Raw genomic sequence first — 20,971 nt, forward strand, 5'->3', positions numbered from 1 at the left:
ATGCCCCGGCGCCGGGCCGATATTGCAGCCGCGTTGTTAACCCAAAACGGACCGAAGCGCCCGATATTGTGGCTGCTTTGTAGCGTATCTACCTTGTGGGTCGCAGAGCAGTAGTCCGTAGTAACCGTGCGGATGCCCATGAATCAGCGACAGCAATCAATAATGTCAGAAGCGCCGCGACGGTGTAGCGTCCAGGAGAATCGGCATTCATCGGCCACGTTGGAAAGGCAAGGAGCCACAAGAAGGTCTTGGCTAGTACATCACCGCCGAGGGTTACGGAGACTATCGTGCCTACGATAGTGAAGGCGAGCGCGCTCAAAATACCTAGAAGCAGCACGATAACTAGGGAAACTACCGTGATGGCAAAGCCCACCCCCACAGCCAGAGGCAGCTGTGCTGCTGCGGCCGTGGCAGAACCCCCAGAGCAGACCATCGCGAACGATGCGGCAGAACACACGATCACAACAGTGCCAAATAGCCACAAAAGAAGTGCGATTGGGCTATAGCGCGACTCAATATAACTGAGAGGCCACGAGGGCGCGAGAAGGGGCCACACCATCACGGGAAGGGTCCCCGCACCTACCGGTAGCAATAGGAAGAGGAAGAATCCTTCTACATAGCTGGGCGGGTAGATAGCGGAGAGGAAAACCAGAGCCAGTGCGGTTAAAGCTAGGCAGGCGATGAGTGCGGGGCTCAAAGCGGCACGGTGAAGTCCGCGCACTGCGCCCAAAAGCCGGGAGCGAGCGGCGGCACGAGGTATAACTGCGGGGGTCCAAGTTCCAGCAGCGGTAGTTGGTGCGGCAGTAGTAGCAGGTGTCTCTGCGCGGCGGAGCAGAGAAAGGGGTCGTGTACGGCGAGGAGTAAGGATTGCTGCGCAGGCACCGACTACCGCCAATAGGAGACATAGCACCGCAGCAGGCACAGGACTTTCTTGCAGCAGCGGATCTCCCGGATCGAGAGGAACGGAATTCTGATGAATGCGCAGTGCAGGAAGTAATAGCCGCAACGGCCATGCTGGAGGGAAAGCCCACCACGCATTGCCTTCGACAATGCTCGGTAAAACACTAACTACCTGCCAGACAATACCCGCACCGAGCGCGGCGGCGAGACCACAACGACGTGCACCCGCTGCAGCGAGACCGGCGATGCCGATGGCACCCAGGAAGGAATAGACTCCAGCTACTAGTAACAATTGATGGTTCGCTCGTCCTTGAAGTGCGACCACTGCCCAGGAAACTCCGAAATTCAGGAGGTGGAAGGCCGCTAGGCTGGTGAGAATGACAAGAAAGCGGGATGCCTGTTCATAGTGAGGATTGACTCGCCGCCACAGCGTTCCGCCGCTCCGGGTACGGGCCTCTCGGTGTTCGGGAACAGTGGCAAAAAGCGCAATGAGAGGTGCATACATGCCCGTGATGAACATGGACTGCCATCCTAAGACGCCAGTAGCGTCCTTCGCGGAGGACGCAAAGGAGGAAAATAGTACGGTCATCACCACGAGCGGTATGGCTAGGAGCGGGAGCCATTGCAGCGCGCTACCGCGGCTGCGCAGGAGCTCGGCGGAAAGGTAGCGCTTAAACATGGCGCTCACCATCCGGAGACGTCAGGCGAAAAAATTCTGCTTCAAGTTGACCACTGGGAGCCAAGTTCTCCAGTGCGCCGGAATAGCGAATGGAACCCTCAGCAAGGATGGTGATGTCTTGCGCTAGATGGACAACCTCGCCGAGCTGATGTGAGCTCACGATTACGGTGTGGCCGACAGAAGCAAGCTTTTGCAAGAGGTTCCGCAGTTCTACAATGCCTTGCGGATCAAGGCCATTTTGTGGTTCATCCAGCACCAGGATTTCTGGATCGCCTAGGAGAGCCTGGGCCAAGGCGAGGCGTGCCTTCATACCGGTAGAAAAAGACTTTGCCTTTTTGGAACCAACTTTGCTGAGACCGGCGATGGAGAGCACGCGGTCGACCTCAGCCTCCGGCAGCCCGAGCAATCTAGTATGTACGCGAAGATTGGCTGCAGCAGTGAGATGCCCGTAAAAGGCAGGGCCGTTGACGGAGGCACCAACGTGGTCGAGGACTTCACGAGACCAGGGAACGCCGTCTACTTTAACCATTCCGGAATCGGCGGAGAGCAGGCCTAAAAAGATCGAAAAGAGCGTAGATTTTCCGGCGCCATTGCGTCCCAATAAGGCGTGGACGCGACCAGGCGCGATGCGAAAATCTACGTCGCGCAAAACCGTGTGAGGCCCAAAAGACTTGGAGACGTGCTCAAAGGAGACTTCATAATTCATACTGCGTAGTTTCGCGCGCTGGGACGCGAATATCTTCCGCCCACAAGACGGACTTTGCAGCGAACATCTCCTACCGTAGTAGGAGACTAGGCAATTCCAGCGCGCTGAGCCAGCAAAACCAGCGCCACTCGGTCGCGCGCGGCAAGCTTGGAAAGTAGCGCCGAGACATGAGTCTTTACCGTCGTGTCAGCGATGACCATCTCGGCGGCGATTTCAGAATTCGTGGCCCCGCGGGCGATGAGCGAAAGTACCTCCATCTCGCGCCGGGTAACTAGGCTAAGCCCTTGGCGTTCCTGCGCGCTCAATTGTCCACGGGTAAGGGCGGTGCGGTAGGTCTCCAGGACCGGTCCAGTTACCTGAGCAGCCAGTACCGATGCGCCCTTGGCGACGTCCCGGACAGCCCGCGCCAGCACCTCCGGATCGGCATCTTTGAGCAGAAATCCATGTGCGCCAGCGGCGATAGATTGAGCCACCAAATCATCTTCATTAAACGTAGTGAGCATGATGACGCGGCAGTCAGGGACGCGGGAAAGGATTGCTTGGGCCGCAGCGATACCGTCCATTCCCGGCATTCGGATATCCAGGATGGCTACATCAATGCGGTGGCTCATCGCCGCGGTGACGGCTTCTGCGCCGGAGTTCGCGGTGGCAACGACCTCAATATCATCCTGTGCGTTGAGAATGGTGGACAAAGCGGCGACAAGCATCGCTTGGTCATCGGCGAGCAGGACACGAATCTTAGACACGGCTTTCCTTCTGCAACGGTAGTTCGGCGCGCACGATGAACTTTTTGGCATCGCCCTGGGTTTCCAGATTTCCACCCAAAGCGTGAGCGCGTTCTGCAATGCCGACAAGACCCACACCGCTGCCGGGCACTTGGCTGGCAGTTGGGGAGGGATTGGTAGATTTAAGGGCGATCTGGGCGACGTCGGCTAGCGCTAGCTCTACTTCCACCCGTGTACCGGCTCCTTGATGCCGCAACGCATTAGTTAGGCCTTCAGAAATGATGCGCACCAGTGCCAACTGCGTGAGCGCTGGAATTTCGCAATTTTGCGGCAGGCGGGCAGAAATGTCTAAGCCCGCCGCGCGGAAGCCATCGATGATTCCCTCGATGTGCTCTAGCTGCGTGGTTGGCTTCAGTGTGGTGGGACCAGTGCTGCGCAGCGCCGTGACGATGCCACGAACCTCTTCCAACGCAGAATCTGCACCATCGTGAATGCTGGCCAGCGCTTCCTCGGCAGCTTTAGCGTCTGATCGCCCGGCAATGATTCCAGCATTCGCCTGAACCTTTATCAAAGTTAGGGAATGGGCCAATACATCATGCAACTCTCGTGCGATGAGCAATCGCTCTTCCTCTTGGGCTTGGTGGAAACGCTTTTGGGCTAGGCGCTCGCGCTGGCGTGCCAAGTCGAAGTAGCGTGCGGCGGCGAAGTAGGCAGTGCCCAAAACAGCCCAGTGCACGACCAACATGGCGACGTAGCGGCGGTCCAGTTGGTAATGCAAAATGAAAGACTCCGGATCTATGCGCCACATGAATGGCGAAATGAAGGAGCCAAGAATCGTTAGAGCCAGCACCGTGCGGGGAATGGCGCGGCGCGTGACATAGCGGGAGGTAGCATATACCGCCATGGGTGCAGTCAGGGCCCAGGGGGTAAGCCCTAGATTGGTGGGCAGCTGGCTCATCCAAGCCACGGCCCATGCCGCGAGCAACACAATAAAGCCCGTGGCGCTGAGCACTGGACGGCTCCGCCAGGTCCACATAAATGGCAGGAAGAGCAACGATAGAACTGCCTGAATAATCTCAATTATGCTGGGATTCTTCGCGGCAGAAATGACATAAAATAGCGCAATGAGCACCGCCACCGCGGTGAGGATTTTATCTCCTAAACGCGCTTGCGCGACGGTGTCAGTGCTCATGAATGAAGATAGTAATACAGCCGGTGCTGCTACTTTTTCTTATCCTTCTTCTTGCCCTTCTTTGAGGTCTTCTTCGCCGTCTTGTGCTCGGACTTGCGTTCCAGCTTGGCGGCGACGTCTGGTACGTAGCGGAACTCTTCGCGGGCGGGGCGCTCGTAGGCCTCGCCATCAGAGTCAGGGCGCTGCGGGATTTCAGGCATCTCGCGCTCGATCTTCTCGTAGGGAATGGTGCTCAGCAAGTGCGAGATGACATTGATGCGCGAGCGCTTCTTATCTTCCGATTCCACGGTGTACCACGGCGCGGTTGGGGTATCGGTGTGGATGAACATCGCATCCTTGGCACGGGAATAGTCCTCCCAGCGGGTAATGGACTGCAGATCCATAGGGGAGAGCTTCCAACGGCGCAGCGGATCGTTGCGGCGGGATTCAAAGCGCTTAATCTGCTCCTCATCAGATACAGAGAACCAGTACTTGCGCAGCATGATGCCGTCTTCTACCAACATCTGCTCAAAGGTGGGTGCTTGGTGCAGGAAGCGGACGTATTCCTGATCGGTGCAAAAGCCCATGACGCGCTCGACACCGGCGCGGTTGTACCAGGAGCGGTCAAAGATGACGATTTCGCCCTTGGTAGGCAGCTTTTCCACGTAGCGCTGGAAGTACCACTGGCCCTGTTCGCGCGAGTTCGGTGCAGGCAGTGCCTCGACGCGGCAGGTGCGCGGGTTGAGGTACTGGGTGATGCGCTTAATCGCGGAGCCCTTGCCGGCGGCGTCGCGGCCCTCCATGATGATGACTACGCGGGCGCCGGTTTCAACGACCCACTGCTGCATGTCCACGAGCTCCGCTTGGAGGCGTTCGAGCTCCTTTTCGTAGGCCTTCTTGTTGAGTTTCTTAGGGGCTTTACTGCTTTTTGTGCTCATTAATCCAGCTTAACCGGCACAAGCGGCTGGGATGAAAACGCTACCGCCCACTTTGGAGTGAGAACCTGGGCACAGCTTAGGAACAAGTACATCCGGGGCCGCAGCCGGGCTCTCCATAGCGGGTGGTATTAGAAATATGCCCCAAGCCTTCGATGGAGATGGTGACGTTCTGGCCGTCCTCGATAAATTGTTGCGGGATGCGGGCAAAACCCACGCCCTCCGGCGTGCCGGTAACGATGACGTCGCCTGGATTGAGTGGATAGAGCTGCGAGCAGAACTCTATGAGCTCAGCTACGGAAAAGATGAGGTCATCGGTATTATCACGCTGCCTTTCCTCACCGCCTACGGTAGTGGTGAGAACAGCTCCGGACCCCGGTGACCACTCATCCGCGGTGGTAAGCCAAGGGCCGAAGCCGGCTGTGCGATAAAAGGATTTGCCGGCATGGAACTGGCTAGTTTGGCGTTGGAAGTCACGCAGCGTGTAGTCATTCATGATGGCGTAGCCGGCCACATAATCCAGTGCCTCGTCGCGGGTGACACGGTGGGCGCGCTCGCCGATGATGACCGCCAATTCTCCCTCATAATCTAGCTTCCGTGTGCCATATTCGGGAATGAAGACATCATCATAGGGGCCGGTGAGGGCATCGGCGAACTTGATGAACAAGGTGGGATGTTCGGGGAATTCGCGTCCCATCTCGCGGATATGCTTGGCGTAATTAAGCCCTACGCAGATGACTTTGCCGGGAGTTGGTATGACAGCCTCTAGGTCGGCGTGGTCGAAGACCACGGGCTCGCCGGAAAGCTGGGCGGCCTTGCGCCAATCTTCGCTGCGCAGCAGCTGGCCGACATCTTCATAATCCAATTCAACACCCACGTTATCGCCGTCGATGCGGATAGCGGAAGTTCCAAAGCCAGTGCGTAGGGTAGCCAATTTCATGGCGACTATCCTACGCGCAAGATTTCCTCGACTGCGTCGGCGCAAAGGATGGGGATTTCTGCCTTTTCCTGCTTTGCCCAAGGCTTGAGCACAAACGACGCAGGGTCCATGCGCCCCGGTGGGCGCCCGATTCCTATTGAAAGGCGTTGGTAGTCTTTGGTACCCAGGGACTTTGTGGTTGAACGCAACCCATTGTGGCCATGGTCGCCGCCGCCTTTGCGGAGCTTAATGGTGCCGAAATCGAGTTCTAGCTCATCGTGGATAACGATGATGTCGGCGGCGGAGAGATGAAAGTATTGGGCCAAAGCCTTGATCGGCCCGCCGGAGAGGTTCATATAGGACCGTGGCTTTGCGCAGATAATTTTGCGGTCGCCAGCTATGCCCTCAGCGACTTCGGTATTGGTCTTTTTGTGTACCGAAAAGCTGCTCATGAGCTCTCCTGCGAGTTCATCTGCCACATCGAAGCCGATATTGTGCCGGGTGCCTGCGTACTTGGGGCCGGGGTTGCCAAGGCCTACTACGAGAAGTGGAGTCACGCGCTCAATTGTCTCATAGGCAGAGAGAAAAACGGCAAGGCCGCCGCGAGAAGCGAATCTCACGGCGGCCTATGCGTGTGAAGGGGAGGGGATTACTCCTTGGAGTCGGAGGACTCTGCGCCTTCGTCGACGGACTCGGCGCCAGCGTCAGCGCCGCCTTCCTCAGCAGCCTCAGCTGCCTCCTCGAGCTCCTCATCAACCTCAGGCAGGGAGATGGAGACGATAACGGTGTCTTCCTCTGCCACCAGGGTGGTGTCTTCCGGCATGGTGACATCGGCGGCGGTGATAACTGCGCCGTCCTCGAGGCCCTCGATGGAAACCTCGATCTCCTCCGGAATGTTCAGTACGTCTGCCTCAACCAGCAGTACGTCAGCATCCTGGATGTGCATGGTGCCTGGGGCCGGCTCGCCGGTCAGGGTAACCGGAACCTCAACCTCAACCTTCTCGCCGCGCTTAATAGCCAGCAGGTCAACGTGGTCGATGTCGAAGGTCAGGACGTTCTGGTCAACGTGCTTAACCATGGTCAGGTACTGCTCGCCGTCAATCTCCAGCTCCAGAACGGCGTTGACGCCGTTGTTGCGGACGAGGGACTGGATGTCCAGCAGCGGAACTGCGAAGTGGACCGGCTCCTGGTGGGAACCGTAGATGACGCCTGGAACCTTCCACTCGCGACGCAGGCGGCGTGCGACACCCTTGCCAAATTCGGTACGTGCTTCAGCCTTAATTACTGGGCGCTGTGCCATGCTTCGTTCTCCTTAGTTAAAGTAGTGCGGCGCGGCCAACGCGATAAAACGACGAAAGCCTGCCGATGGACGTCTTGGACGAGTCATCGCAGGCGTATATAAAAGCAACATGCTCTAACTTCAATCGCGTCGATAACGGCTTCCTCATACTGAGGTCGCCCTCGCCGAGACTGAGTTAGATTAGCATGTCAGGCTTCCTACAACCAAACCCCGAACGGGGCCTTAGCGGTCATTATCCTTCTTAGGGACTTGGAAATGCTCTGTATCGGGATCTCGCAGCGTGTCTGCGGGAGGACGCGTTGCGTCTAGCTTCTGCCAGTCTTTCTCCAGTTGGTAGTCTTCCGCATGGAAAGGAGAGGATTCTTGGTGATCCAGCTCCGCAATGACGTCGTTTGCGACCTCATCGCGCAGGTGCGTGCCTGACAAATTGGAGTTATAAACTTCTCGAGAAAGCTGAGATTGGTCCGAGGCAGTGAACTTTTGCTTCGGATCAATCATGCGAAGAATTAGTGCGCGGATCTTGTCGCGGCGGCGAGACTCGGCATTGACAATGCCGCGGCCGCGGCGCAGCCACGTATAGATGAGCAAGCCGATGACGATGATTCCGATATAGCCCAAAATTGGGAAGACCATGCCGACGAGAGTGCCAAACGGAACAAACGACAAAACGAATGCGATGATGACGCTAGCTACCAAGATGGGCAAGTACCGATTGGGCCGGCGAGCGCTGAGGCGCCGCGCCATCCCGTAGAAGTTGGAAATCGCGGTGGAGAAAATCATCAGGTAGATTAAGACCGCTGCGGCGGTGCCCAACCAAGGATGAATCTCATTCAGCATTGCGAGAGTAGGAAGGTCTGCGTCCCAGACATCTTGCACGCTGAGCAGCAGTGCGATTACCAGTAACACCAGCATGCCGGAAAAGAGCAGGCCACCGAAGAAGCCACCGCGCCCCGCTTGTCGGGAATTGAGAGTGTCTGCGCCCATCACAATGCTCATTGCAGTGGAAGCCATGAGCGAAAGTCCAAGGTAGTTCAAAGTTGCCACCCACCAGAAGGGGAGCGGGGATTCCACGTGTGCGCTGGCGAATTCGTGTGCCTGTTGCAAGCCAGATGGCGGATCGATAAATGCCGCGCCCACTGCCAAAAGGAGCAAAATTAGTACGAAGGGGGTAATCGCTCCTAGGACGTTGGTCACCTTTGCCACATTCATGGAGCCTACGATGAGGACCAGGACGGCCATGAGTGCGGAACCAATCCATGGTTGCAATCCCCACTGCTGGTGTAGGTTGGCCCCGCCGCCGGAGAGCATGACGAAGGTGTGGCAGAACTGGGTAAAGATGATTGCGTAGTCCACGAAGCGTGCTACTGGCTTTGAAGCAATCGAGGAAAACACGCGCCCGTGTGATGTTGCCTGAAAGTAGGAGCCGTATTGCATCGCAATCATGATGGTCAGCGGGGCGAGGATGAGCCCTACGCCGGCTCCTACTATTCCCCAAATGCCAAAAGCAGTGAAGTATTGCAAGAGCTCCTGGCCGGAGGCGAATCCGGCACCGACAACGGAGCTGAAATACGCGAGAGCTAGTAGAAAAACCTTTTTCACTTAAAACCTCAAATGAGAGAAAACGAAATATAACGCAGTTAAGGCTAGGAGAATCTCCGCGATTTTGCAGCAAAACAAAAGGCGGTGAGCAAAAGCCATGCTCACCGCCTTTAGTTATTGGGTATTTAAGCGCGGTCGAAGAGGGTGGTCACAGAACCATTCTCAAAGATTTCGTGGATGGTCTGTGCCAACAGCGGTGCAATGGACAGCACCGTGAGGTTGGACCAGCCCTCGGTGGACTGCGGCAGGGTATCGGTGGTGATAACTTCCTCCGCGCCGCACTCGGAGAGGCGCTCGCGGGCAGGGTCAGAGAAGACACCGTGGGTGCAGGCGATGATGACCTTCTTGGCGCCCGCATCCTTGAGTACGCGTACGGCGCCGGCGATGGTGCCACCGGTGTCAATCATGTCGTCGAGAAGCACGCAGTCCTTGCCCTCAACATCGCCCACCACGCGGTTGGACACCGTCTTATTGGCCTCAGTGTTGGAGCGGGTCTTGTGCACGAAGGCCAGCGGGGCATCACCCAAGTCGTGGGCCCACTTTTCCGCGACCTTCACGCGGCCAGCATCCGGGGAGACCACGGTGATGTTATCGGTGGCGTACTTGGACTTGATGTAATCGGTCAAGATGGGCTGAGCGTGCATGTGATCGACCGGGCCATCGAAGAAGCCTTGGATCTGATCGGTGTGCAGGTCCACGGACACGATGCGGTCCGCACCAGCGGCCTGCAGGAGGTCTGCCACCAGGCGGGCGGAAATTGGCTCGCGGCCCAGGTGCTTCTTATCCTGGCGTGCATATGGATAGAAGGGCAGGATGGCGGTGATGCGCTTAGCGGAGCCGCGCTTGAGAGCATCGATCATGATGAGCTGCTCCATTAGCCACTTGTTGAGCGGCTGGGTGTGAGACTGCATTACGAAGCAGTCGGCGCCACGCACGGACTCTTCAAAGCGAATGAAGATTTCGCCGTTAGCGAAGTCGCGGGCGGTGGTAGGAACCAGATCGGTCTTGAGCTCCTTAGCCACAGCCTCCGCCAACTCTGGGTGTGCACGCCCAGAGAAGAGCTTCATGTTCTTGCTGCTACCAGTTACCTTGCCAGTCATGGGAGAATATGCCCCTTACTTTTCGTTGTCCTGCGCACGGGCTGCGGCATCAGCCGCGGGAGTACCCGGACGCTTCTTTTGAACCCAGCCCTCGATGTTGCGCTGTTTGCCACCGGAGACTGCGAGTGCTCCCGCAGGAACATCGTCTTTAATAACTGTACCCGCACCGGAGTATGCGCCATCACCGACATTGACCGGAGCGATAAACATTGTGTCAGAACCGGTGCGCACGTGACTGCCGATGGTGGTGTGGTGCTTGTTCACGCCGTCGTAGTTCACAAAGACGGAGGAGGCGCCGATATTGGACTGCTCGCCCACGGTGGCATCGCCGATATAGGTCAGGTGCGGAACCTTGGAGCCGCGGCCAATCTGGGCGTTCTTTGCCTCTACGAAGCCGCCGAGCTTTCCGTCCTCGCCCACCACGGTCTTCGGGCGGATATAGGTAAACGGGCCGACCTTAGCGTTGGTACCAATGACGGAATCGCTGCCATGGGTGCGCACGACAGAAGCGCCCTCGCCCACCTGCATATTGGTCAAGGTGGTGTCGGGGCCGATCTCGGCGTTATCTGCGATGCTGGTAGCGCCCCACAGCTGCGTGCCTGGGTGAATAATGACATCGGAGCCCACGGTGACGTTGACACCAATCCAGGTGGTCTCCGGATCCACGATGGTGGCCCCTCCGCGCATCGCTTTTTCTACCATGCGGCGGTTGAGCTCACGGCCGGCAGCGGCAAGCTGCACGCGGTCATTGACGCCCGCGAGTTCGGCCGGATCTGCTGCTACGTGCGCGCCGACGCCGTGCCCCGCGGTACGGGCAATTTCAAGCACATCGGTGATATACAGCTCGCCTTGGGCGTTATTGGAGTCGAGCTTCTGGAGGGCATCGGCAAGCACGCGCCCATCAAAGGCGAAAACGCCGGAATTGACCTCATTGACCTGGCGCTGTTCTTCGGTGGCATCCTTTTGCTCCACGATGGCAGACACACTGCCATCTTCAGCGCGAATGATGCGGCCGTAACCGGTCGGGTCATCGAGGCGCATCGAGAGCACAGTGACCGCGTTGCCCTGCTCGGTGTGGGTGGCGCGCAGGCCCTCGATGGTCTCTGGGGTAAGCAACGGGACGTCGCCGTTGGTGACAATGACGGTTCCCTCGAAGTCCGGAATCGGCTCCAAGCCGCAGGCCACGGCATGACCGGTGCCCAGCTGCTCCTCCTGCACCGCCTGCAGTACCTCGCAGTCCAGCTCCTGGGCGATGGCATCCACGGCGGGGGCGACCTGATCGCGCTGGTGGCCCACCACCGTGACGATGCGCTCCGGGTTGATCCCGGCCGCAGCATGCAGAGCGTGGCCGAGCAAGGTGCGACCGCCAATCTCATGCAAGGTCTTCTGCTTGGTGGACTTCATGCGGGTGCCGGCGCCAGCCGCAAGGACGACGACAGCACACGAGGTTGTTGCTACCACGGGTTATTGAACTCCTGGGGGTCGAGTCTGATTCTTATCCGGACTACATCCTATAGCCCAAGTGCGATTTATGTGTGAGAAACCTCTTTCAGGCCGCGGGCGCGCCACACCCCGAGGAAACCAATGAGTGCAAGGAAGAGCAGCGCTGCCTCAGGTCCGGCCAGTGCCACCACGGAGGAAATGCCACCGACGATGAGAAGGATAATGCCCATCATCGTATTGGCCGCACCCACATACTGCGTGCGCTTATCGCCGCCGGCCATATCCACCACGTAGGTCTTTCGCGCCACGCGAATGGCCGTGTGCGCTAGGTTCACGGCGAAGAAGCCAATCGGCATGACCCAGGCATTGACCGCATCCGGTGCCCAGTGCGAGCTGGCGACCAAAAGCACCAGCACGACGGAAGCCACGGCCGCGCCCACGGCCATGGTGTTCTTAGAAGACTTATCCGAATACACCCCGGAGATACGCCCGCCCACCAGGGAGGCTAGGCCGGAAGCAAGCACGAAGCCGTAGAGCCCGGAAAGGTTGCTGCTGAGCAGTACAATAAAAGAGGTAGATAGCGCCGAAACGAGCAAGAGCGCGCGGACGATGACAAAGTTGCGAAATTGGCCGTCGCTAGTAAAAAGCTGCCAGGTATCGCGCCACCACTGCTTATCGATGCCCCCTTCGGCTTCCTCTGGCACCGGCTCATCCACGTGCGAAAAGACCCACGCGGCAATGGCCCACGTGGCCGCACCAATGGCGAGGACCGTGCCCATCATGGGAATGCTGAGCTCGCCCAAAAAGTAGAGGATAATGCCGGTCAGCAAAGTAGCACCGCCACCGAGGGCTGCCGCGCTACCGGTCACCTGGCCGCGCGCGCCCTTGGAAATGGTGCGCGCCTGCACGTCCTTGCCCGCAATCGAGCACAGCGCGCGGAAAAGCGAGAGCGCGGCCAGCGCTAGCAGCACAATGATGCCTAGAATTGCCCCGCGGGTAAAAAATGCCGCGAGCGCGATGACCGCGGCGGATACCGCTTGGCCCAAAGAGCCGATAATCCACAGGCGCTTGCGGGCCCTATGCGTAGTCACCCACGGGGTCAGCGCCGCCTGCGGCAGCATCGAACCGGACTCGCGGATAGGGGTGAGCAGGCCGGTAAAGAACGCAGGCACTCCGGCCGCACTAAAGAGCGCGGGCAGCACCGTCTTGGCAGCAACAATCTGATCGCCCAAGTTTTGCAGGCCATTGGACCAGATGAAATACCGGGCATTGGATTTAGACATGAGAAATGCGATCTTTCAGAGAAACGAGTTGGTTAAATTAAAGCCATGCTGACACGCCGGAGAGTAAAACACGGCCGCAGTCACGCCGAAATTCTACCCGCGCGGCAGGAGGCCTAAGAATCATGCACGATGTCGATCCCCTCATCAATTCGCTTTACCAAGCCTTCGATCTTCTCGGCGTAGTTTTGAACGGCATCATTGGCGGCACCCTTGCCCGCCGCCGCGAATTCGACATTGTGGGCTTCGTGTTCCTCGCCCTCTTTTCAGGGCTGGCCGGCGGCATGATCCGTGACATGCTCATCGGGGATGGAGCAGCCGCAGCGATCTCAGACCCGTGGTACCTCGGCCTTGCTTGCTGTGGTGCACTCATTGCATTTCTCATCGATCTCAAGGGCAAGGCGTGGGAGCTATTCCGTGAACACGGCGATGCGATCATCCTCGGCGTGTGGTCCACCACCGGCTGTGTCAAGGCGCTCACCCACGGCATGCCACTTATTCCCTGTGTCTTCCTTGGCGTGCTCACCGCAGTGGGCGGCGGAATGGTCCGCGATATTGCCTCCGGGGAAATCCCGTCCATCTTTGGCGGCAGCCCCCTGTATGCCGTGCCCTCTATCCTCACCGGCATCGTCATGGTTACCTTTGCCGATTACGGACAGTTTGCACTCGGCATGGTGGTCGCGCCGATCGTCGGCAGTGGCATGGCGATTTTGTCCTATTGGCGCGGCTGGGTCCTGCCCCGCGCCGGTGTAGCCCCCGTTAACTACACCGCCGCCCAAGTGGCGGCGATTGCGAAGAAAGCCGAGCTCAAAGGCTTTCGCCGCGGTAGGAAGAAAAACTAAAAAGCTTCCCCACCAGGACTCGAACCTAGAATGACGGTACCAAAAACCGTAGTGTTGCCGATTACACCATGGGGAAACACAGCAAAAGCTGTAGGCATAGCCTACCTGACGCCCCCGGGTAAATCACAAATTGCGGGGCAAAGGATAGGGTAGAGGGCATGGCTCGACAAAGGATGACCGGCCGGGAACGCCGTGAACAACTCATTTCCATCGGACGCGCCGCATTCGCGGAACTGGGTTTTGAAGGAACCACCGTCGAAGAGATCGCGGCACGCGCCGGGGTATCCAAACCCGTGGTCTATGAGCACTTCGGGGGCAAGGAAGGCCTCTACGCGGTGGTCGTGGACCGCGAGATGCTAGCACTGGAAAAGGTTATTACTGATTCCTTGGAGACCGGAAGCTGGCGCGAGCGCATCGAGCAGGCCGTCATGGCCATTTTGACCTATGTCGAGGAAGAAACTGATGGCTTTCTCATCCTGGTGCGCGATGCCAAGCCCGGCGACGAACGCAGCTTTTCCACGCTGTTGAATTCCGCGGTGGGCCAGGTTTCCTATATCCTGCGAGAAGCATTCGAGCACCGTGGCATCGACCCAGATTTGGCGGATATTTACGGCCAAGCGTTGGTGGGGATGGTATCGACCACCGCGCAATGGTGGCTGGATGAGCGCAACCCGGACAAGGAAGTCGTCGCCACGCACATTGTCAATCTATGTTGGAATGGTTTGTCCGGTATGGAAGTAAAGCCCAAGCTAGGAGGCAAATAGATGGCTACCCCAATGCTGGCCGGCCTGCTCAAGGTAGCGGCCTCAGATCCCAAGCTCAAGGGCATGATTTCTCATGTGGGCGATGACCTCCACATCACAGGCTTGGATCAGTCCCGGCCGTGGGCCTTGGGCACCTTGGCCCATCATGCCCCAGTGCTCGTGGTAACCGCTACGAGTCGCGAGGCCGAGGATCTCACGGCGGAGCTTACGGCGATGCTGGGGGAGAAGGTGGCCATGTTCCCCGCCTGGGAGACCCTGCCGCACGAGCGCCTGAGCCCCGGCGTAGACATCATCGGCCGCCGCGCTGAAGTTCTGCACAATCTCGATAGCCTGCAGGTCATCGTCACGGCTGCCCGCGGCCTGTCTCAGCCCATCCTGCAGGAGGTGGAGGGCCGCGCTCCCGTCCACCTCGAAGAAGATCAAGAATATGACTTTGATGAGGTAGTCCGCGAGCTCGAGTTCCGCGCCTATAAGCACGTAGACATGGTGGCTAAGCGCGGCGAGTACGCTACGCGCGGCGGCATCATCGATATTTTCCCTACGACGCTGGATTATCCGGTCCGCGTGGAGTTTTGGGGCGATGAGATTACCGATATCCGCCAATTCTCCGTGGCTGACCAGCGCACCATTCCGGAAATCGAGGTGGGCCGCGTAGACATTTTCCCTGCCCGGGAGCTGCCTATTACGGACGCCATTGCCAAGCGTGCGGCCGATCTCGCCGTCAAGCACCCCGGCAATCCCGCCTTGGTGGAGCTATTGACCAAAGTAAGCGAGCACATCCCGGCCGAAGGTATGGAGGCGCTCCTGCCCGCGCTTTCCGACGCCCCCATGATCACCCTCCCCGAAATCCTGCGCCCCACCACCCACGTGGTGATGGTCGGTCCGGAAAAGATTCGCCGCCGCGTGGCAGATCTAGAAAAGACCGATGCGGAGTTCCTCGCCGCGGGCTGGGAGGCCGCAGCCATGGGTGCCGATGGCCCGCTGGCTACCGAAGGACTCGACACCGAGGCATCCAGCTACCGCTCCTATGAGTCGCTCGAGGTCTCCATTAGCGAGTCCGGCCTGCCTTTGTGGACTTTCTCCCCGCCGGGAATGCTCGCCGCGCCGGAAGAGGAGACCCTCCCGCTCGAATTCGAACCAGGGCCCACCCCGCGCGGCAATATCGAAGAAATCGACGCCATGATGGCCCAGCTTCTCGCGCACACCAACGCCGGCGGCCGGGCAGCCTTCATCGCGCCGGCGCAAGGTGCCATCAAACGCATGGTGGATCGCTTTGCAGAAAAGGGCATCCGCACCAAGGTGGCTACCCCCGGCTGGGAGCCCACCGCCGGCGAAGTCACGCTCTACCAAGCACTAAGCCACGCCGGCCTGGTATTTCCCAAGGTGAAAAAGCCCAAGGACGCCGAGGCCCTCCCACTGGTCGTCGTAACCGAGACGGATCTGACCGGTAACCGCGTAGGCGATATCGCCGAAGCGAAGCGCCGGCCCGCCAAGCGCCGCAACAAGGTTGACCCGCTCGCCCTCAAGCAGGGCGATTTTGTGGTGCACGAGACCCACGGCATCGGCAAGTTTCTAAAGATGGCCGAGCGCACCATCCAGTCCGGCGATGAAACCAGCCGCCGCGAATACATCGTGCTCGAGTACGCGCCCTCCAAGCGTGGTCAGCCCGGCGATCAGCTCTGGGTTCCCATGGACTCGCTGGATCTGCTCAGCAAGTACACCGGTGGCGAATCGCCGCACCTGTCCAAGATGGGCGGTTCCGACTGGAAGAACACCAAGAAGAAGGCGCGCGCCGCCGTGCGCGAAATCGCCGGCGAGCTAGTCGAGCTCTACGCCAAGCGCCAGGCCGCGCCGGGGCACCAGTTCTCCCCGGATAATCCGTGGCAGGCGGAGATGGAGGATAATTTCCCTTTCGTCGAAACCGAAGACCAGATGTTGGCTATCGACGCCGTCAAGCAGGACATGGAATCCACGGTGCCGATGGACCGCGTCGTCGTCGGCGATGTGGGCTACGGTAAAACCGAGGTGGCCATCCGCGCTGCCTTCAAGGCCGTGCAAGACGGCATGCAGGTGGCCGTCCTCGTGCCCACCACGCTGCTGGCGCAGCAGCACTTTGATACTTTCAGCGAGCGCATGACCGGCTTCCCGGTCAAGATTGAGGTGCTTTCGCGCTTTACCTCAAAGAAGGAAGCAAAGGACATCTTTAAGGGGCTGGCCGATGGCAGCGTCGATATCGTAGTCGGCACCCACCGCCTCCTCCAGACCGGCGTGCACTGGAAGAACCTCGGCCTCATCGTCGTGGACGAGGAGCAGCGCTTCGGCGTGGAGCACAAGGAACACATTAAGGCCCTTAAAGCCAGCGTGGATGTGCTCACCATGTCCGCAACACCTATCCCGCGCACCTTAGAGATGTCTATGGCTGGCATCCGCGAGATGTCCACCATTCTGACCCCACCGGAAGACCGCCACCCGGTGCTGACCTACGTCGGCGCTTACGAGGACAAGCAGGTAGCCGCGGCCATCCGCCGCGAGCTGCTGCGCGATGGTCAAACCTTTTTCATCCACAACAAAGTCTCTGATATCGAAAAGAAGGCCCGCGAGCTGCGTGACCTGGTACCGGAAGCTCGCGTCGTCGTCGCGCACGGCCAGATGAACGAGGACGTGCTCGAACAGACCGTCCAGGGCTTCTGGGACCGCGAGTATGACGTTTTGGTATGTACCACCATCGTGGAGACCGGCTTGGATATCGCCAATGCGAATACCCTCATTGTGGAAAACGCCCACCATATGGGCTTGTCCCAGCTGCACCAGCTGCGCGGGCGCGTGGGGCGTTCCCGCGAGCGCGGCTATGCCTACTTCTTGTACCCCAAGGGCGCTACGCTCACGGAAACCTCCTATGACCGCCTAGCCACCATCGCCCAAAATAATGACCTTGGTGCGGGCATGGCCGTAGCCATGAAGGACTTGGAGATGCGCGGTGCCGGCAACGTCCTTGGCGCCCAACAGTCCGGCCACATTGCTGGTGTGGGCTTCGATCTCTACGTGCGCCTCGTTGGCGAGGCAGTAGAAACTTTCAAATCCCTCGCCCGCGGCGAGGCTCCCACCGTTACCGATGAAGGCCCGAAGGAAATCCGCATCGATCTCCCCGTGGATGCGCATATTCCGGAAAGCTATATCGACTCTGAGCGCCTGCGCCTGGAGGTCTACCGCAAGCTTGCGGCCTCGCAAAACAATGATGATCTCAAGGCCGTCATCGAGGAAATGGAAGATCGCTTCGGCCCATTGCCGCAAGAGGTGCTGCGCCTGCTCTCCGTTGCCCGCCTGCGCCACCAGGCGCGCCGTGCCGGTATTTCCGATATCACTGTGCAGGGCACTCGCATCAAGTTCCACCCCGTCGAGCTGCCGGATTCCAAGCAGGTGCGCCTCAAGCGCCTATATCCGGGCTCTAGCTTCCGCGCGGCCGCGAAGGCCATCAACGTGCCGTTCCCCAAGGCGGGACGCAATGTCACCTCGCCGAAGCTGCGAGATACTGAGCTCATTCAGTGGGCGGCGGACTTCCTAAGCGCGCTTTTCGACGTCGAGCCCATCAACGTCAGCGGCGCCCAGCCCACCTCCTCCAACGTGGTCAGCGTAGGGGAGTAGCTAGAGGGTGAGCCTGCCGGTGCTCAAGCCCCAAATGGCGGCGGCGGCACCGGCCAAGACAATGGCCACCACGCACCACTCGAAGGTGTTGAAAATGCGTTCCTTCTTCCAAATCCGAGTGCCGACATAGGGGATTAGGCCTGGGACTACGGCAAGTGCGCCGAGCAGCACGTAGACGGGATCGGCCGCGTAAATTAGCCACAGCGAATAGATAAAAGCGAGCAAAGCGATGGCTAGGTGCTTGCGGTTTTCTTTACGGCTTACCTCTGGCCCTGAAAGATCGAACTTGATACCCGCCTGCGGGTGAGACAGCCCCTTACCCCGCAGCGCCAAGAGCAATAGGTACAGGGAAGAGAAGATATAGGGCAGCAGGTACATGATGGTGGCCAGCTGCACCATGGCGTTATAGGACGCCTCGTTGAGGTAGAAGACGATGATGAACAGCTGAATGGCCATCGTGGAAATCAACTGTGCTACCCACGGCGCACCGGCCACGTTAATGGTGCCAATGCGGCGGGGAATGAGGCCGTCGATGGCCATCATTACGATGGGCTCGGCGCACAACATCTGCCAGGAGACATAGGCGCCCAATACCGACAAACACAGTCCAATAGACACTAGCGCGCCGCCCCAGGGGCCGATGACCTCGGTGAGCACGGAGGCCATGGAATTATCTGGCAGTGCGGCCAGTTCTTCCTTGGTCATCACGCCAAAGCTAAGGGTAGATACGGAAACCAGCAGAGCCAGGACGGAGAAAAAGCCGATGACGGTCGCGCGGCCGACATCGGTGCGCTTGGCCGCTTGCTTGGAATACACGGATGCGCCCTCCACGCCAATGAAGACCCACACGGTAAAGAGCATAATTCCTTGAACCTGCTCGAAAACACTGGCCTCGGAGGCACGCCCCCAGAAGTCCAAGGTGAATTTATCCCAGCTGAACCCGAGGAAAGCAATGAGCACTACGAAGGCCAAGATGGGCACGATCTTGGCAATCGTGGTAATGAGGTTCATGAAGGCGGCCTGCTTGATGCCGCGAGCAAGCACCGCGAAAATACCCCACGACAAGAGGGAGACGGCGATGGCGGAGGACCAGTAATGGTCGGCGTCGAAAAGCGGCAGGTAATGGCCCAAGGTATTGAAAAAGAGGGTGGCATAACCCACCTGCGCCATAACGGAGCCCAGCCAGTAGCCCCAGCCGGAGGTAAAGCCAATAAAATCGCCGAGGCCGGCGCGCACATAGGAATAGACGCCAGAATCAAGGTGTGGTTTACGGCGAGCCAAAATCTGGAACACAAAAGCCACAGAGAGCATGCCGACGCCCGCGACCAGCCAGCCGATGAGCATCGCGCCTGGGCCGGCAACGGAGGCAATGTTTTGTGGCAGCGAGAAAATACCCGCGCCCACGGTGGAACCGATAATCAGCGCGACGAGGGTCCACAACGTCACGGAGTGGGATTTATTCTGGCTGGAGGTCATTGGCCTAAAATACCTTGAATAGCCCCATAATGGGAACTCGGGCTAGACTTTGTGCACATGACTGTGCTGTTGCTCGATGAACGCTGGCCCACTATGATCCCCATGCAGGCGCACGGGAAGCTGCGTGGCCCTGTCCACTTCACGGGTGAGGTACCCGTGTCCGTACGGTGGAATTTCTCCGATCTGCTGGTAGGCGAGGACGCCACCGGAACCTTGGTCAGCACCGACGAACACGATCCTGAAACCCGCGCTCGCCTAGCTACTGGAGAGCCAGTCATTCGTGCCGAATCCCTTGCGGATCCCATCATGCAGGCGCGCCAGACCATGGCCACGGCGCGGCGCATTGGGGAGTGGGAGCGCGAGCAAACCCATACCTCGCTCTTGCCCTATCTTGAGGAGGAGTCCGCCGAATTCGCCGCGGCCGTGCGCAACCGCGAACCGGAAAGCGAGATGCTCAAAGAGTTGGGCGATATCTTCCTCCAAGTACTCTTCCATGCGGAAATCTCCACCTTTTCGCTTGATGATGTGGCCCAGAGTTTCCTCACCAAAATGCGCGCCCGCGCCCCATACCTCTTTGATGGCACCACGGAGATTGTCGATGTTGACACGCAAGAGAAGCTATGGCGCGAAGGTAAGGGAATGTAGGATGGCTTCTCATGAAGAGGCTCCTGCAGATATTCGGGGGCTGCGGGGTGGCCGTAGCCGTGATCATCGCGTTGGTGGCATGGCTGTTGACGGGGCACGGCACTTCCCAGGAGCCCGTACCGGAGAACATTCCGCCCGTTGAAGGCAAAGAGGTCGCGCATATTGACGTCAATGCTCCCGGCCGCACTGCGGATAAGCTTACCTACTGGGCCTCTGACCTAGCTGAGCAGACGGGCATCCCGCCGGCCGCACTGCGCGCTTATGGCAACGCCGAACTCATCGCTCAGCAAAAATGGCCGAATTGCCATCTGCGATGGAATACCCTTGCCGGCCTGGGCTACGTGGAGACCCGCCACGGCACCTACAACGGCAATTGGTTTAAGCCCTCCAAGCTTGACGACGCCGGCTACCCCCAACCACCCATCAACGGCATCGCCCTCGATGGCCTGAACAATACGGCGCACACCCCAGATACTGATAACGGCGACATCGATGGGGATTCCGAATATGACCGTGCCGTCGGCCCGATGCAGTTTATCCCCACGACATGGGAATCGGTAGGCGCTGATGCTAACGGCGATGGGAAGGCGGATCCCAATCAAATTGACGACGCTGCAGTCGGCGCCGCCGGACTTTTATGCTTTGGTGATAGAGATCTCTCTGACCCAGAACAGTGGGAGGAAGCAGTCCTAAATTACAACCAGTCCAGCGAGTATTTGCATAAAGTTGCACACGCCGCCAATGCCTATTCGGTTCCGCAAAGTGCCAAGTAGCGTCACACAGTAAAGTTTTCTGCAACAATTGACTACGTAGCTGGGCCGGCTGGTCCAGAGCGAACTTATTTA

At 58.8% G+C, this 20,971-nt stretch carries 18 protein-coding genes; 5 read left to right on the forward strand and 13 right to left on the reverse strand.

Translation table 11 applies throughout. The features are described from left to right. Positions 1-88 precede the first annotated feature (88 nt). The 12 genes from QP971_RS05685 to QP971_RS05740 form a co-directional block, all read right to left on the reverse strand. A complete protein-coding gene (locus QP971_RS05685; protein ID WP_284811032.1) occupies positions 89-1,579 on the reverse strand; it encodes an ABC-2 family transporter permease in 1,491 nt (496 codons plus the stop codon). Further along, complete coding sequence (locus tag QP971_RS05690) at positions 1,572-2,285, reverse strand: ATP-binding cassette domain-containing protein (RefSeq protein ID WP_284811031.1); 714 nt, start codon at positions 2,283-2,285, stop codon at positions 1,572-1,574. The genes QP971_RS05685 and QP971_RS05690 overlap by 8 nt, the downstream gene beginning before the upstream one ends. 86 nt (positions 2,286-2,371) lie before the next feature. Beyond that, positions 2,372-3,031 carry a response regulator transcription factor gene (locus tag QP971_RS05695; protein ID WP_284811030.1) on the reverse strand — a complete coding sequence of 220 codons (660 nt, stop codon included), beginning with the start codon at positions 3,029-3,031 and terminating at the stop codon, positions 2,372-2,374. Next, entirely contained in the window at positions 3,024-4,202 is a 1,179-nt protein-coding gene (locus tag QP971_RS05700) for a sensor histidine kinase (RefSeq protein WP_284811029.1), read from the reverse strand. Before QP971_RS05700 ends, QP971_RS05695 begins: the two co-directional genes overlap by 8 nt. Positions 4,203-4,231: 29 nt before the next feature. Beyond that, a complete protein-coding gene (gene ppk2, locus QP971_RS05705) occupies positions 4,232-5,119 on the reverse strand; it encodes a polyphosphate kinase 2 (protein WP_269953280.1) in 888 nt (295 codons plus the stop codon). Between the two features lie 76 nt (positions 5,120-5,195). Next, a complete protein-coding gene (locus tag QP971_RS05710; protein WP_225747265.1) occupies positions 5,196-6,056 on the reverse strand; it encodes a fumarylacetoacetate hydrolase family protein in 861 nt (286 codons plus the stop codon). 5 nt (positions 6,057-6,061) lie between these two features. Next, positions 6,062-6,592, reverse strand: coding sequence for an aminoacyl-tRNA hydrolase (pth, locus tag QP971_RS05715; RefSeq protein ID WP_284792200.1), 531 nt, complete (start codon positions 6,590-6,592; stop codon positions 6,062-6,064). Positions 6,593-6,684: 92 nt separating this feature from the next. After that, on the reverse strand, positions 6,685-7,335 hold the full coding sequence (locus QP971_RS05720) for a 50S ribosomal protein L25/general stress protein Ctc (protein WP_239273902.1): 651 nt from the start codon (positions 7,333-7,335) through the stop codon (positions 6,685-6,687). A 222-nt stretch (positions 7,336-7,557) separates the two neighbouring features. Next, the gene (locus QP971_RS05725) at positions 7,558-8,934 is read right to left on the reverse strand and encodes a YkvI family membrane protein (RefSeq protein WP_284811028.1); all 1,377 of its coding nucleotides are present in this window, start codon (positions 8,932-8,934) and stop codon (positions 7,558-7,560) included. Positions 8,935-9,059: 125 nt separating this feature from the next. Further along, a complete protein-coding gene (locus tag QP971_RS05730; RefSeq protein ID WP_049379117.1) occupies positions 9,060-10,034 on the reverse strand; it encodes a ribose-phosphate diphosphokinase in 975 nt (324 codons plus the stop codon). A gap of 15 nt (positions 10,035-10,049) precedes the next feature. Continuing rightward, on the reverse strand, positions 10,050-11,495 hold the full coding sequence (gene glmU / locus QP971_RS05735) for a bifunctional UDP-N-acetylglucosamine diphosphorylase/glucosamine-1-phosphate N-acetyltransferase GlmU (RefSeq protein ID WP_284811027.1): 1,446 nt from the start codon (positions 11,493-11,495) through the stop codon (positions 10,050-10,052). Between the two features lie 68 nt (positions 11,496-11,563). Beyond that, entirely contained in the window at positions 11,564-12,760 is a 1,197-nt protein-coding gene (locus QP971_RS05740) for an MFS transporter (protein ID WP_284786542.1), read from the reverse strand. Between the two features lie 122 nt (positions 12,761-12,882). On the opposite strand from QP971_RS05740, the gene QP971_RS05745 reads away from it, so the two are divergent. The 3 genes from QP971_RS05745 to mfd all read left to right on the forward strand — a co-directional run bounded on the left by QP971_RS05745 (position 12,883) and on the right by mfd (position 18,005). Continuing rightward, positions 12,883-13,599 carry a trimeric intracellular cation channel family protein gene (locus QP971_RS05745; protein ID WP_198492784.1) on the forward strand — a complete coding sequence of 239 codons (717 nt, stop codon included), beginning with the start codon at positions 12,883-12,885 and terminating at the stop codon, positions 13,597-13,599. Positions 13,600-13,757: 158 nt separating this feature from the next. Then, on the forward strand, positions 13,758-14,363 hold the full coding sequence (locus tag QP971_RS05750; protein WP_049379121.1) for a TetR/AcrR family transcriptional regulator: 606 nt from the start codon (positions 13,758-13,760) through the stop codon (positions 14,361-14,363). Beyond that, positions 14,364-18,005 carry a transcription-repair coupling factor gene (mfd, locus tag QP971_RS05755; RefSeq protein ID WP_269953282.1) on the forward strand — a complete coding sequence of 1,214 codons (3,642 nt, stop codon included), beginning with the start codon at positions 14,364-14,366 and terminating at the stop codon, positions 18,003-18,005. Here mfd and QP971_RS05760 read toward each other — a convergent pair whose 3' ends face one another. Then, positions 18,006-19,481 (reverse strand): amino acid permease, encoded by a 1,476-nt coding sequence (locus tag QP971_RS05760; protein WP_269953283.1) that lies wholly within the window; start codon positions 19,479-19,481, stop codon positions 18,006-18,008. It abuts the gene before it with no gap. A gap of 57 nt (positions 19,482-19,538) precedes the next feature. Here QP971_RS05760 and QP971_RS05765 point away from each other — a divergent pair, with 57 nt between their 5' ends. Next, complete coding sequence (locus tag QP971_RS05765) at positions 19,539-20,126, forward strand: MazG nucleotide pyrophosphohydrolase domain-containing protein (RefSeq protein ID WP_269953284.1); 588 nt, start codon at positions 19,539-19,541, stop codon at positions 20,124-20,126. An 11-nt stretch (positions 20,127-20,137) separates the two neighbouring features. Next, positions 20,138-20,899, forward strand: a complete 762-nt coding sequence (locus QP971_RS05770) for a lytic transglycosylase domain-containing protein (RefSeq protein WP_284786545.1) — start codon at positions 20,138-20,140, stop codon at positions 20,897-20,899. The last annotated feature ends 72 nt before the right edge of the window (positions 20,900-20,971 follow it).

It is taken from the genome of Corynebacterium marquesiae (genome assembly GCF_030229635.1).
Lineage (GTDB): Bacteria > Actinomycetota > Actinomycetes > Mycobacteriales > Mycobacteriaceae > Corynebacterium > Corynebacterium marquesiae.